This is a genomic window from Morganella morganii (genome assembly GCF_019243775.1).
GTDB classification, from domain to species: Bacteria; Pseudomonadota; Gammaproteobacteria; order Enterobacterales; family Enterobacteriaceae; genus Morganella; species Morganella morganii.
In genome coordinates this window covers 3,684,024-3,698,446 of sequence record NZ_CP069157.1, presented here as the reverse complement: position 1 = coordinate 3,698,446, position 14,423 = coordinate 3,684,024, and the positions used below count along the sequence as shown (strand labels likewise).

At 52.7% G+C, this 14,423-nt stretch carries 12 protein-coding genes; 7 read left to right on the top strand and 5 right to left on the bottom strand.

The window, feature by feature from the left end:
- Window positions 1-28: 28 nt before the first annotated feature.
- Window positions 29-940, top strand: coding sequence for a DNA-binding transcriptional regulator OxyR (oxyR, locus tag JL661_RS17655; RefSeq protein ID WP_004236590.1), 912 nt, complete (start codon window positions 29-31; stop codon window positions 938-940).
- Here oxyR and sthA read toward each other — a convergent pair.
- On the bottom strand, window positions 937-2,337 hold the full coding sequence (gene sthA, locus JL661_RS17650; protein WP_015422398.1) for a Si-specific NAD(P)(+) transhydrogenase: 1,401 nt from the start codon (window positions 2,335-2,337) through the stop codon (window positions 937-939). The two genes, oxyR and sthA, sit on opposite strands and share 4 nt — an antisense overlap.
- A 204-nt stretch (window positions 2,338-2,541) precedes the next feature.
- On the opposite strand from sthA, the gene fabR reads away from it, so the two are divergent.
- Both fabR and JL661_RS17640 read left to right on the top strand, forming a co-directional pair.
- Entirely contained in the window at window positions 2,542-3,198 is a 657-nt protein-coding gene (gene fabR, locus JL661_RS17645; protein ID WP_004240776.1) for an HTH-type transcriptional repressor FabR, read from the top strand.
- Window positions 3,199-3,221: 23 nt separating this feature from the next.
- Window positions 3,222-3,596 (top strand): YijD family membrane protein, encoded by a 375-nt coding sequence (locus JL661_RS17640; RefSeq protein ID WP_004236587.1) that lies wholly within the window; start codon window positions 3,222-3,224, stop codon window positions 3,594-3,596.
- Between the two features lie 64 nt (window positions 3,597-3,660).
- On the opposite strand, the gene JL661_RS17635 is transcribed toward JL661_RS17640, so the two are convergent.
- On the bottom strand, window positions 3,661-5,133 hold the full coding sequence (locus JL661_RS17635) for a glycosyltransferase family 39 protein (protein ID WP_062773259.1): 1,473 nt from the start codon (window positions 5,131-5,133) through the stop codon (window positions 3,661-3,663).
- A gap of 215 nt (window positions 5,134-5,348) precedes the next feature.
- Between JL661_RS17635 and yihI the strand changes: the two genes are divergently transcribed.
- The 3 genes from yihI to hemN all read left to right on the top strand — a co-directional run bounded on the left by yihI (window position 5,349) and on the right by hemN (window position 7,875).
- Entirely contained in the window at window positions 5,349-5,852 is a 504-nt protein-coding gene (gene yihI, locus JL661_RS17630; protein WP_004236585.1) for a Der GTPase-activating protein YihI, read from the top strand.
- Between the two features lie 241 nt (window positions 5,853-6,093).
- Window positions 6,094-6,372 carry a SemiSWEET family transporter gene (locus tag JL661_RS17625; RefSeq protein ID WP_004236584.1) on the top strand — a complete coding sequence of 93 codons (279 nt, stop codon included), beginning with the start codon at window positions 6,094-6,096 and terminating at the stop codon, window positions 6,370-6,372.
- 132 nt (window positions 6,373-6,504) lie between these two features.
- Window positions 6,505-7,875 carry an oxygen-independent coproporphyrinogen III oxidase gene (gene hemN / locus JL661_RS17620; protein ID WP_062773262.1) on the top strand — a complete coding sequence of 457 codons (1,371 nt, stop codon included), beginning with the start codon at window positions 6,505-6,507 and terminating at the stop codon, window positions 7,873-7,875.
- Here hemN and glnG read toward each other — a convergent pair.
- The 3 genes from glnG to glnA all read right to left on the bottom strand — a co-directional run bounded on the left by glnG (window position 7,872) and on the right by glnA (window position 11,957).
- Window positions 7,872-9,326 carry a nitrogen regulation protein NR(I) gene (glnG, locus tag JL661_RS17615; protein WP_004236582.1) on the bottom strand — a complete coding sequence of 485 codons (1,455 nt, stop codon included), beginning with the start codon at window positions 9,324-9,326 and terminating at the stop codon, window positions 7,872-7,874. The two genes, hemN and glnG, sit on opposite strands and share 4 nt — an antisense overlap.
- Window positions 9,327-9,344: 18 nt before the next feature.
- Window positions 9,345-10,394, bottom strand: a complete 1,050-nt coding sequence (gene glnL / locus JL661_RS17610; RefSeq protein ID WP_004236581.1) for a nitrogen regulation protein NR(II) — start codon at window positions 10,392-10,394, stop codon at window positions 9,345-9,347.
- 153 nt (window positions 10,395-10,547) lie between these two features.
- Entirely contained in the window at window positions 10,548-11,957 is a 1,410-nt protein-coding gene (gene glnA, locus JL661_RS17605) for a glutamate--ammonia ligase (RefSeq protein ID WP_004236580.1), read from the bottom strand.
- A 561-nt stretch (window positions 11,958-12,518) separates the two neighbouring features.
- On the opposite strand from glnA, the gene typA reads away from it, so the two are divergent.
- Window positions 12,519-14,339, top strand: a complete 1,821-nt coding sequence (gene typA / locus JL661_RS17600; RefSeq protein WP_004236578.1) for a ribosome-dependent GTPase TypA — start codon at window positions 12,519-12,521, stop codon at window positions 14,337-14,339.
- Window positions 14,340-14,423 lie beyond the last annotated feature (84 nt).

Below are 14,423 nucleotides of genomic sequence, written 5' to 3'. Positions count from 1 at the left end.
TCTATTAATCGCAGACGGAGACACAGGCATGAATATCCGGGATTTGGAATATCTGGTGGCACTTTCTGAGCATAATCACTTTCGCCGCGCGGCAGATGCCTGTCATGTCAGCCAGCCGACACTGAGCGGACAGATCCGCAAGCTCGAGGATGAACTGGGTGTGATGCTGCTGGAGCGCACCAGCCGCAAAGTCCTGTTTACCCAGCAGGGAATGCTGCTGGTGGATCAGGCCCGGACCATTCTGCGGGAAGTGAAAATTCTTGAGGAAATGGCCTCCCTTCAGGGAGAAAGCATGGCAGGGCCGCTGCATATCGGGCTGATCCCGACCATCGCCCCGTATCTGTTGCCGCATATCATTCCGGAACTGCACCGGCTGTGGCCGAAGCTCGAGATGTATCTGCATGAAGCCCAGACCCATCAGCTGCTGGCGCAACTGGACAGCGGGAAACTCGACTGCGCGATTCTGGCGCGGGTAAAAGAAACCGGCAGCTTTATTGAAGAGCCGCTGTTTAATGAGCCGATGAAACTGGCGATTTATGATGAGCACCCGTGGGCATCCCGTCAGGAAGTGGAAATGCATGAGCTGGCCGGGGAAAAACTGCTGATGCTGGAAGACGGGCACTGTCTGCGTGATCAGGCGATGGGATTCTGTTTCCAGGCCGGTGCGCGGGAAGATACCCACTTCCGGGCGACAAGTATGGAAACCCTGCGCAATATGGTGGCGGCAGGCAGCGGTATCACGTTACTGCCGGATCTGGCGATTCCGCCGGAGCACAAACGCGACGGCGTGTGTTATCTCTCCTGCACCAATCCGGAGCCTTTCCGTGAAGTGATCCTGGTTTACCGTCCGGGGTCGCCGCTGCGCAGCCGTTACAGCCAGCTGGCAGAGGCTATCCGTGCAAAAATGTGTGCTTATTACCAGCAGGAGCCTGCGGCTTAAAATAAGCGGTTAAGTCCGTTCAGTGCGGCAACCCGGTAGGCTTCCGCCATTGTCGGGTAGTTGAAGGTGGTATTGACGAAATAATCGATGGTATTACCTTCACCTTTCTGTTCCATAATCGCCTGGCCGATGTGGATAATCTCAGCCGCACGCTCGCCGAAGCAGTGGATCCCCAGAATCTGCCGGGTTTCGCGGTGGAACAGAATTTTCAGGCTGCCTGCATCCAGCCCGGCAATTTGCGCCCGTGCCAGATGTTTGAACTGTGCCCGGCCCACTTCATACGGGATCTTCATCGCCGTCAGCTGCTGCTCTGTTTTACCGACCGAGCTGATTTCCGGAATGGTATAAATCCCGGTCGGGATATCCTCTATCAGATGCAGCGGTGCATTGCCGTCATGAGTGATAGCGCGGGCGGCAATCCGCCCCTGGTCATAGGCCGCCGAGGCGAGGCTCGGGTAGCCGATAACATCCCCGACTGCATAAATCGCCGGATTGCTGGTCTGGTAGGTATCATTGACACTGATGAGTCCCCGGCTGTCAGCGGTGATCCCGACATGCTCAAGACCGAGATTATCGGTGTTACCGGTGCGGCCGTTGGCAAAGAGCAGGCAGTCCGCCTTCACTTTTTTCCCTGAACGGAAGTGAATAATCACACCGTCATCCGTGCCCTCAATCCGCTCATACTCTTCATTCTGGCGGATAACCACGCCGTTGTTCCAGAAATGATAGGTAAGTGCGTCTGACATCTCCTGGTCGAGAAACGCCAGCAGGCGGTCGCGGGTGTTGATCAGATCCACCTTCACACTCAGACCACGGAAAATAGAGGCATATTCACAGCCGATAACCCCGGCACCATAAATGATCACATGGCGCGGTTCGTGTGTCAGTGACAGAATGGTGTCGCTGTTATAGATGCGGGAGTGGCTGAAATCCACATCCGGCGGGCAGTACGGGCGCGAACCGGTGGCGATAACCACATTCTCCGCACGGAGAATATCGCAGCTGCCGTCACTGTAGCGCACACGGACATCACCCTCCTCGGTGAATTTAGCTTCGCCGCAGAACATGGTACAGCCGTTGCGCTCGTAAAAACCACGGCGCATGCCGGTCTGCTGGGTAATAACCCGGCCGGCGTGAGCCAGGATTTCGGAAAATGAAGATTTCAGAACCCGGGAGTTATCACTGTACAGCGGATTCTGGTTAAATTCGATAATACGGCTGACCGCGTGGCGCAGCGCTTTGGAAGGAATCGTTCCCCAGTGGGTACAGCCGCCGCCGACGTCATCATAACGCTCAATTACGGCAACCCGTTTTCCCTGCTTCACAAGTCCCATTGCCACACCTTCACCACCCGGGCCGGAGCCGATGACAATGGCATCAAACTGGTTCTGTTGCATATGAGAAGTAACCTGTTTATACATAAGTTAACAACATCATCTTAACATCAGATGGAAAATCAACCTATGATTAGTAAGGTTTACAGGTCACACTTCAGGAAATCTTTTTTTCAGGAATTTCACCGGCCATAAGCTAATCATCACTGAAAAAAGTATTAAGTTTGTTATATTGATCCGTCTGAATAAATTGAGAGTCTGAATTCCGTGAGTAACGTGATTGGTGTAAGAGCAAAACAGAAAGAAAAAACCCGCCGGGCCCTGATTGAAGCTGCCTTCAGTCAGCTCAGCGCTGAGCGCAGCTTCACCAGTCTGAGCCTGCGCGAGGTTGCCCGTGAAGCCGGGATCGCCCCGACCTCTTTTTATCGCCATTTCAAAGATGTGGATGAACTGGGGCTGACGATGGTGGATGAGAGCGGGCTGATGCTGCGCCAGCTGATGCGTCAGGCGCGTCAGCGTATCGCCAAAGGCGGGAGTGTGATCCGGACATCAGTTGCGACATTTATGGAGTTTATCGGTAATAACCCCAACGCTTTCAGGTTATTATTGCGTGAGCGCTCCGGCACATCCGCGGAATTCCGTGCAGCGGTCGCACGGGAAATCCAGCATTTTATTGCAGAACTGGCAGACTATCTGGAACTGGAAAGTAAAATGCCGCGTCAGTTTACTGAATTGCAGGCAGAATCGATGGTGACCATCGTTTTCAGCGCCGGTGCGGAAGCACTGGATATTGATTTGGAAAAGCGGGCGCACCTGGAAGAGCGGCTGGTATTACAGCTGCGGATGATCGCCAGAGGCGCGTATTACTGGTACCGCCGCGAACAAGAGAAAATGCATGACTCCGATTACACCCCATTAATCTGACACTTATCACCAAGGAGAACGTTATGACGGAACAACATCGCCGTGACAAAGGAACCTTACTGCTCGCTTTTATTGTCGGGCTTTCAGTACACGGTACTTTTTCAGCACTTTTTAATTCCGCAGTCCATTTTTCGGTTTTTCCGGTTCTGGCATTGTGCCTTGCGGTCTATTGTTTCCATCAGCGTTACCTCAACCAGATGCTGCCGGAAGGCATGCCGAAACTGGTAACCGGTACGTTCTTCCTGGGTCTGTTCTCCTATAACGCCCTGATGCGCGCAGAATATCCGGAAGCCGGATCAAACTACTTTTCTGCCGTCTTTATTGTGATTATCGCGTTGTGGCTCTACCGGGCGATGAAACAGCGCCGTGCCACCGGGCAGGATGAAGTGACAGAGTAATCGCGGCAATTTACTGAACATACCCCCGGTGGCAACCCGCTGCCGGGGGTTTTTTGTGTCTGCTTTATTGTTCCGGCCGGACAATCCCCAGGCAGACCGCCTCTTCTTTTGCGCCCGGCTGTGACTGATAGACCACCTGTTTACGCTTCACGATAACCAGATCCGGCCAGTCTTCCAGGGCACCGGTAAACGGCTCATCGGCACAGGTCCGGTTTATTTTGCCGATCAGCAGCGCACCGTGACGGCGGATATCATCACGGGTGACATGCAGATTATAAATATTGGTTGCCCGGTAATCATGGCCGAACTCATTGATCCACGGCTGAAGTGTTTCCGGCTGATGTTTACCGTAAAACGTTACCCATTCATGCAGATATTCCCCGCCGGTGTATTTCAGTGGTTTTCCGGTTTCCTGTTCCCACCAGCTTTCTGCCTCCGCCGTAAAGGTTTTCATCCCGATATTTTTTTGCCCGGCGTCACGGATGTTGAATCCCATCACTGCGGCATAGCCTGTAATAACAATGACGGCAAACACTATCAGCCCGTTCATCACGTTTTTCAGCGGTTTTACCGGCGGTGTGACCACAGAGCAGATCAGTGCCGGAATACACAGCAGAACAAAAGGCTGCAGCCACTCGGTAATACGTCCGCCCTGATGGAAGGTGAACCAGACATAAATCACCGCGAGTGGTGCCAGAATCATAATATTGATAAGCCGTTTTGCCTGCTCTTCCGGCCAGCCGAAACGGCCGCCTTTCAGGCGGATAATGACGGCAATAATGATCAGCGGATAGAACACCGTAAACAGTGAACCGGTGGTTTTCAGGGTCAGGCCGGTTTTAATCTGTGAATCGACCCATTTAAAGGCGGCAAAATCATTATTCATCAGCCAGATAATATTCGGGACGACCAGTGCAAACCAGATGGCTATCGCAGCATAAAACCAGGGGGAACGGTAACTTTCCCGCGCTTTCGGCACAAACAGGGTGAAGAGAAAGACCATCCCGGTGAGTGCGAGCGTGGAATATTTCCCCATGGTTGCCAGCCCGGATGACAGTGCAAAGCCAATCCACCAGGCCGGGTTGTCATAAACGGCGCGGACAAAAAAGTACAGCATCCACGGCCAGAAGGTGACCAGGATATAGTTATCATTATAAGGGATTAAATCGAAATTAATGATCCCCGACAGATTCAGTGACAACAGTGCCAGCCAGGCGAAATCAGAACGCTGTGTGAGGCGGTGTGTCAGATACCACACCCCGCACATACCAATACCGATGCCGGTAAAATGAATGAAGTACCAGTAAAAATCGGCAGCAATCAGGTCAGGGAAGGCGATGACCGGGTACATCAGCATACCGACCAGCCACGGATTTTTCGGTGCACCCCATTCACCGGTTTTGCCCCAGTTCAGGGCTTCCACGGCATCGTAGGGCACCGTCGGATCCAATCCGTAGCTGACAATAATCCAGAGCGTGACATAAGCAGCGACCCAAAACCAGACAGGGCGGTGCGACGTTTGTTGTGAAAAGTGCATAATTCTATATCTTGGTTAAAATAATGGCTGTGTTCATTATTCACCCGGAGGCGAAATGATAGATCGTTTTGACGGAAATCAGGGTAAACTAGCCGCCAGCGAATCATTGTCATGGCTGCGGGCAGCCCGGAAGCCATGAATATAGTTTTGTACTGTTCATTTACGTGGTAAATGTTAACACAAATTAATCAGTTATTTTTAAGCGAGTAAGGTATATGGCCGCTATTTCAAAAAAACCAGCCCGGTCACGGACACCAAAGAAAAGCCGTGAGGAGCTCAACGCGGAAGGCCGTGAACGCAAACGGCAGAAAAAACACCGCGGTAATCCGTCCGGTGCCCGTCAGCAGGATGATGCCCGCAAGACCGGCCGTGGTGCGGAGAATGCGGTTGCTGATCCGCGTATCGGCAGTAAAAAACCGGTTCCGCTGTTTGCGGAAGGTAAAACCTCCGTCAAACCGGCGGTAAAAAAACCGGCTGAGCCGGTCAAAGCCAGACTGTCTCCTGAAGAGGAACTGGCAAAACTCGAGAATGACGAGCGTCTCGATGCACTGTTGCTGCGCTTGGAGAACAACGAAACCCTGACCGCAGAAGAAAACACCTACGTTGATACCATGCTGGAACGTATCGACGCGCTGATGGAAAAACTCGGTATTTCTCTTGATGAAGATGATGATGAAGAGAAAACCGACGACATCATGCAACTGCTGAAAGGGCGCTGATCCTCAGTTATTTTACTGAAACCGGCGGTACTGCATCAAAACCGGCGTAACGGGCGACTGTTATGCCGGTTTTCTTATTTTAAGCCTACGTGTTTGCCGTGTTATCTGCCTTAACAGAGGATTAAACAGCGCCGTGCGGCGGTTTTTCTGTGACAGTTATGGCAGATATCTTACTGAGAATAATAAATAATTCTGAAGAGTAATACGGGATTATGCTGATGCTGTTCACCGGGAGAAACCAATGAGTGATACAAAACGTCCGCCGCACGATCACAGCCGCTTTATCCGCTGCCTCGGCTGGGTGGCAACCTTTACGGCATTTTGTATGTATGTCTCCTATATTCCACAGATTATGGATAATCTGGCGGGACATAAAACGTCACCGCTGCAGCCGCTGGCTGCCGCATTTAACTGTACACTTTGGGTGATTTACGGCCTTAAAGTGAAAGATCTGCCGGTTGCGGTCGCCAATGCCCCCGGTGTCCTGTTCGGGCTGGCGGCGATGCTGACTGCATTATAGTGATCCGTCTGATTATCCGTCTGTGGCACGATCATATTAATCGGGCGGCAGATCCGATAAACTGTGCGGCACACAAAACCGTCAGAGAACGGAAATACATTAATTCTGCAATGGTGAGGCAAAGGGGAGAGCATGTCTGACGCGATCATCTGGGATCTGGCATTGATCCGGAAATATAACTATTCCGGTCCGCGATACACTTCGTATCCGACCGCACTGGAATTTAATCAGCAGTACAGTGACAGTGATTTTATCGCCTCAGCAAACCGTTATCCGGAGCGCCCGCTGTCGTTATATGTGCATATCCCGTTCTGCCATAAATTATGTTACTTCTGCGGCTGTAATAAATTAGTCACCCGTCAGAAGCATAAGGCGGATGAATACCTGGCCGTGCTGGAGAAAGAAATCGCCGCCCGTGCCCCGTTGTTTGCCGGACGCGAAGTGCATCAGATGCACTGGGGCGGCGGTACGCCGACCTATCTCGATAAAGCACAGATCAGCCGTCTGACCGGTATGCTGCGTCAGCATTTCCGCTTTGCGCCGGATGCCGAGCTTTCCATTGAAATCGACCCGCGTGAAATAGAATTGGACGTTATCGACCATCTGCGGGCGGAAGGATTTAACCGCCTGAGCATGGGGGTGCAGGATTTCAACAAAGAAGTGCAGCGCTTGGTCAACCGCGAGCAGGATGAAGCGACGATTTTTGCGCTGGTGGAGCGTGCCCGTGCAACCGGGTTTGAATCCGTCAGTATCGACCTGATATACGGGCTGCCGAAACAGACGCCGGAAAGTTTTACTTTTACCCTGAAACGGGTGGCGGAACTGTCACCGGATCGCCTGAGTGTCTTTAACTATGCCCATCTGCCGGACCTGTTTGCCGCCCAGCGGAAAATCAAAGATGAAGACCTGCCTTCCGCAGAGCAGAAACTGACAATTTTACAGCAGACGATTGAAAACCTGACCGGCAGCGGTTATCAGTTTATCGGGATGGATCACTTCGCCAAACCGGATGATGAGCTGGCGGTCGCACAGAATAACGGCATCCTGCACCGTAATTTCCAGGGGTACACCACTCATGAGGAGTGCGATTTGCTGGGCTTTGGTGTCTCTGCGATCAGCATGCTGGGTGATCACTATGCCCAGAACCAGAAAGACCTGAAAACCTGGTATGCACAGGTGGAAGAGCGCGGCAACGGGTTGTGCCGCGGTCTGGTGCTGACTGAGGAAGATTGCCTGCGCCGCGATGTGATTAAGGCGCTGATCTGCAACTTCCGGCTGGATTATCCGCAGATTGAAAAGCAGTATAACCTGGATTTTAAAACCCATTTCGCCGAAGATTTGCAATTATTGCAGCCGATGGCGGATGACGGGCTGGTTGAGATCCGCGACGATGCTCTGGTGGTCACACCGCGCGGACGGCTGCTTATCCGTAATATCTGTATGTGTTTTGATACCTATCTGCGCAACCAGATGCGTCAGCGTCAGTTCTCCCGCGTGATTTAATCTGTTTCCGGGGTTGAGGCAGTGTCATCAATCCCGGCTTCTTTCAGTTTCCGCGTCAGTGTATTGCGTCCCCAGCCCAGCAGGCGGGCCGCGTCCTGTTTGTGTCCGTTGCTGTAATTCAGTGCGCACTGCAGCAGGGTACGTTCAAACAGCGGCAGAGCATCCGCCAGCAGATCGGTTTTCCCGGCCCGTAACTGTGCATCCGCCCACTGCGCCAGTTGCTGATCCCAGTTTCCGGCTGCCGGATTATGGCTGTGCTCACTGCGGATGTGTTCTCCGGCGGCAGTCATGGTCAGGTCGGCAGGCAGATCCTGCGGCAGCACTTCCTGGGTGGCGGACATCACGGTCAGCCAGCGGCAGACGTTTTCCAACTGACGGACGTTGCCGGACCACGGCAACTGCATCAGCAGTGCTTCGGTATCCGGATGCAGGCTTTTCGCTTCTGTTCCCAGCTCTTTTGCGGTTTTCTGCAGAAAATGGCGTGTCAGACGCGGAATGTCCCCCGGCCGTTCCCGCAGCGGCGGCAGCTGCATGCGGATCACATTCAGGCGGTGGAACAGGTCTTCACGGAATTTACCTTCCGCCACCAGCCGCTCCAGATCCTGATGGGTGGCGGCAATAATCCTCACATCCACTTTCACCGGTGCGTAACCGCCGACGCGGTAAAACTGGCCTTCCGCCAGCACACGCAGCAGCCGTGTCTGAATATCGAGCGGCATATCGCCGATTTCATCAAGAAACAGCGAGCCGCCGTCCGCCTGCTCAAAACGCCCCCGGCGCACCTGTGATGCCCCGGTAAATGCCCCTTTTTCATGGCCGAAGAGTTCCGATTCAATCAAATCTTTCGGGATCGCCGCCATATTGAGAGCAATAAACGGTGCATCCGCCCGCGGGCTGTGATGGTGCAGGGCGTGAGCCACCAGCTCCTTCCCGGTCCCGGATTCGCCGTTAATCAGCACACTGATGGAGGAACGGGATAACCGGCCTATCACCCGGTATACCTCCTGCATGGCAGCGGATTCACCGATAATGCCGGACACCGGATCGGCGGCCGCTTCCTGCCGTACCGGCAGATGCTGCTCGCGGTAATGTTCCAGGGCGCGGGCCACCAGTGTGACCGCATCATCTATATCAAACGGTTTCGGCAGATAATCAAACGCGCCCTGCTGGTAAGCATTCACTGCGGCATCCAGGTCGGAATGGGCGGTCATAATAATCACCGGCAGTAACGGGTTATGCTGTTTGACCGCCGCCAGCAGAGACAGGCCGTCCATGCCCGGCATCCGGATATCGGAGATCAGCACGTCCGGCTGTCCGCTGTTCAGGGCCGCAAGGGCATTTTCAGCACTGTCAAAACAGACACAGGCATAACCGGCGCTGCTCAGTGCGCGCTCAAGCACCCAGCGGATCGCGCTGTCATCATCAACGACCCAGATTTTTCCCGGCTGCATATGACCTCCTCAACAGGCTTACTGACGGATTGGCAGATAAAGTGAAAATAAGGTGTGACCCGGCCAGCTGCTGAACTCAATTTTGCCGTTATGCTGATCGATAAGATTGCGGGCAATGGATAAACCCAGCCCGGAGCCGCCTTCGCGGCCGCTGACCATCGGGTAGAACAGGGTATCCAGGATATGCGGCGGAATACCCGGGCCGTTGTCCTCAATATCAATCCTGGCGGCCAGCCGGTAGCGTTCACCGTGCAGCATTACCTGGAATGCGGTGCGGGTGCGCAGAATAATGGTGCCGCCTGCGGAATGCAGGGCTTCCAGGGCATTGCGCATAATATTGAGGATAACCTGCTCGATCTGGTCGGGATAATGCGACAACTCCGGCAAACTGGGATCGTAGTCTTTAACCAGCGTGATATTGTCCGGTTTTTCCAGATTGATGAGCTGAAAAACGCGCTCCGCCACATGGTGAATGCTCTGCATACTTTTCTGCCCCGGATGCTGAGGGCCGAGAAGGCGATCAACCAGCGCCCGCAGGCGATCGGCCTGTTCGATAATCACCTGTGTGTATTCCTGCAGTGCCGGGTCCGGCAGCGCGCGGGATAACAGCTGTGCGGCACCGCGTAACCCGCCGAGCGGATTTTTGATTTCGTGCGCCAGTCCGCGCACCAGATCACGGGCGGCGGCCTGCTGCGCCTGCTGTAATTGTTCCTGAGTAATGCGCCGGTGACTGTCCAGCGGTGTCAGTTCCAGCAGAATAAAATCGCCGGATACCGGCTGGGCACTCAGCGAAAGAGCGTGCATTTGGTTATTTACCACCAGGGTCACATCGTTGTCAGTAAAGCTGTGGCCTTCTGCCAGTGTGGCCTGCAATGTGGCGGTATCGAGGGAAAGGTAGCTGTATAAAATAGGGAGCGGTGTGCCGGTGAGTTTACGGGCACTCTGGGCGAATAACTGCATGGCCGACTGATTGGCGTAACGGATAATCAAATCATTATCCAGCAGCAGGACACAGTTGATCAGTGAATCAAGGAGCTGCTCTGCCTGCGGTTTGTTATCCGGGTTCATATTATCCACCTCTTTGCACCAATTTGGTGCATTGTAGCGTATTTACCCCGCAGGAGAAAAGGACCCGCCCAACGGCGGGTCAAGTGCTTCACGGCAACAAAATAAACCGGAACCTGTCACTCTGAGTGCCGCCAAACGGCGGCACTATCAGAATCACACGCTGTAATACATATCAAACTCAACCGGATGCGGCGTCATATTCAGGCGCTGAACATCAGCACGCAGCAGGTCGATATAGGTGTTAATCGCATCTTCGGTAAACACACCGCCGCGTACCAGGAACTCATGATCCGCTGCCAGCGCATCCAGTGCATCGCCCAGAGACGGTGCAACTGTCGGGATTTCTTTCGCTTCTTCCGGCGGCAGGTCATACAGGTTTTTATCCATGGCATCGCCCGGATGAATTTTATTGATGATGCCGTCCAGACCGGCCATCAGCTGTGCGGCAAAGGCCAGATACGGGTTAGCAGCCGGGTCCGGGAAGCGGACTTCAATACGGCGGGCTTTCGCGCTGGACACAATCGGAATACGGATTGAGGCCGAACGGTTACGTGCAGAGTAAGCCAGCATGACCGGTGCTTCGTAGCCCGGCACCAGACGTTTGTAAGAGTTGGTGGTCGGGTTGGTAAAGGCGTTCAGGGCACGGGCGTGTTTGATGATCCCGCCGATGTAATAGAGCGCCATTTCTGACAGACCGGCATATTTATCCCCGGAGAACAGGTTAACGCCGTCTTTTGACAGAGACATATGGCAGTGCATACCGGAACCGTTATCGCCGACCAGCGGTTTTGGCATAAAGGTCGCGGTTTTGCCGTAGCGGTGCGCCACATTCTGCACCACATATTTGTACATCTGGGTTTCGTCCGCTTTCAGCGTCATGGTATTGAAACGGGTAGCGATTTCGTTCTGGCCGGCAGTACCGACTTCGTGGTGATGTGCTTCCACGACCAGACCCATCTCTTCCATGACCAGACACATTTCAGAACGCAGATCCTGTGAGGAATCGACCGGCGGCAGCGGGAAGTAGCCGCCTTTCACGCGCGGACGGTGGCCTTTGTTACCTTCCGGATAGACAGTACCGGTGTTCCAGGCAGCTTCAATATCATTGATATGATAGTAAGCACCGGAGATATCGGCACCGAAACGGATGTCATCAAACAGGAAAAACTCAGGTTCAGGCCCGAACAGGACGGTATCCGCAATACCGCTGGTGCGCAGGAAATCTTCAGCACGTTTTGCGATAGAGCGCGGGTCGCGGTCATAACCCTGCATGGTGTTCGGCTCTAACACATCACAGCGCAGAACCAGTGTCGGGACTTCAAAGAACGGGTCGATCAGGGCGGATTCCGCAATCGGCATCAGTACCATGTCAGATTCGTTGATGCCTTTCCAGCCGGCCATTGAGGAACCGTCAAACATTTTTCCGTCTTCGAAGAAATCTTCATCTACCTGATGAGCAGGGATCGACACATGCTGTTCCTTGCCTTTGGTATCGGTAAAGCGTAAGTCCACGAATTTAACGTTGTACTCTTCCATCATGGTCAATACATGTTCAACAGACATATTCAGATCTCCTGGTTTGGGATGTTCCGTCAATCCTCTGGTGGTCACCCGGAGGGACACTGATTGCGGTTCTCACATTGCTTGATAAATATAAAGCGAAAAGCGTGCCAACTTTTTTAAAAGAGGGTAAACCGCGTTACTGCTGCGGGTTACTCAGATAAGGATAGCGGAAACGGAGTGAATTGCACCATATTGGTGCATTTTTGATTCGGCTTGCAGATCCGGGATGCACTATTATGGTGCAATGAAATCAGTGCACCGTTTCCCGGCCACAAACGCAAAAAAAGTATCTCTTTTATCCTGAATAGGTTTATGATATGCCCCTCTGAATTCGTCGCTGAGCGTGGTATGCGCCGCTGATTTTGTAAAAAAATGGCAGGATGAATTTTATCTCCATGTTTTATAATCATTTATTTTTTAAGTGAGATGTATCACACTTCTTTCACTTGCCTCAGAGAACGTGTAAAATACCACCAAACATCTACACCATAGATGGGCGTTGTTGAAAAGAATGCTATCTGTGACGTAATTCCCATCCATTAACGAAAACGGTACAAGTCTTTGTCTATCGAGAAATTAAGAAATATTGCCATCATCGCTCACGTTGACCATGGCAAGACCACGCTGGTCGATAAATTATTACAGCAGTCCGGTACGTTTGATGAGCGTTCAAAACCGGAAGAGCGTGTAATGGACTCCGGCGATCTGGAAAGAGAGCGCGGCATTACTATTCTTGCAAAAAATACCGCGATTACGTGGAACGACTATCACATCAACATCGTTGACACCCCGGGGCACGCCGATTTCGGTGGTGAAGTAGAACGTGTGATGTCCATGGTTGACAGCGTACTGCTGCTGGTAGATGCGATGGACGGTCCTATGCCGCAGACCCGCTTTGTAACGCAGAAAGCGTTTGCAAACGGTCTGAAACCAATCGTCGTTATCAACAAAATTGACCGTCCGGGCGCACGTCCTGACTGGGTTATCGACCAAGTGTTTGACCTGTTTGACAACCTCGGCGCAACTGACGAGCAGCTCGACTTCCCTATCATTTATGCATCTGCGCTGAATGGTATTGCGGGCACCGATTATAACGATATGGCGGATGATATGACTCCGCTGTACGAAGCTATTGTTAAGTATGTTGAGCCGCCTCAGGTTGACCTCGACGGCCCGTTCCAGATGCAGATCTCCCAGCTCGATTACAACAACTATTTAGGTGTTATCGGGATTGGCCGCATCAAGCGCGGTAAAGTCAAACCAAACCAGCAGGTTACTGTTATCGATGCGGAAGGTAAAACCCGTAACGGTAAAATCGGTAAGGTTCTCGGACATTTAGGTCTGGACCGTATCGAAACGGAAGTTGCTGAAGCCGGTGATATCATCGCGCTGACCGGTCTGGGTGAACTGAATATCTCAGATACTATCTGTGACACCAACTGTGTTGAAGCATTAAAACCACTGGCCGTTGATGAACCGACCGTCAGCATGTATTTCTGCGTTAACACCTCACCATTCTGCGGTAAAGAAGGGAAATATGTGACTTCCCGTCAGATCCTTGACCGTCTGAAGAAAGAGCTGGTTCACAACGTGGCACTGCGCGTTGAAGAAACTGAAGACCCGGATGCATTCCGTGTATCAGGCCGTGGTGAGCTGCACTTATCTGTTCTGATCGAAAACATGCGCCGTGAAGGTTTTGAGCTGGCGGTATCCCGTCCGCGCGTTATCTTCCGCGATATCGACGGCCGTAAACAGGAGCCGTTCGAGCAGGTGACTCTGGATATTGAAGAACAGCACCAGGGTGACGTGATGATGGCACTGGGTGAGCGTAAAGGCGAACTGCGTGACATGATGCCGGATGGCAAAGGCCGCGTACGTCTGGATTACAGCATCCCGAGCCGTGGTCTGATTGGTTTCCGTACTGAATTCATGACCATGACTTCCGGTACCGGTTTACTGTATGCCACATTCAGTCACTATGATGATGTTAAACAGGGTGAAATCGGCCGCCGTCAGAACGGTGTGATGATTTCCAACGGTCAGGGTAAAGCAGTTGCATACGCACTGTACAGCCTGCAGGATCGCGGTAAGCTGTTTGTCGGTCACGGTACTGAAGTGTATGAAGGCCAGCTGATCGGTATTCACTCACGTTCAAACGACCTGACAGTTAACTGCCTGACCGGTAAGAAACTGACCAACATGCGTGCATCCGGTACTGATGAAGCGACCACACTGACGCCGTTTATCGAGAAAACCCTGGAACAGGCGTTAGAATTTATCGATGACGACGAATTAGTGGAAGTAACGCCGAAGTCTATCCGTCTGCGTAAACGCCACCTGACTGAAAACGACCGCAAACGCGCACACCGCAGCAAAGATTAATCTCTGCCGGTTGTTTTGATTCATGCCACTCAGGGCGCCTCCGGGCGCCCTGAGCTTTTTCTGCGTGCTGATTACATACCGGTC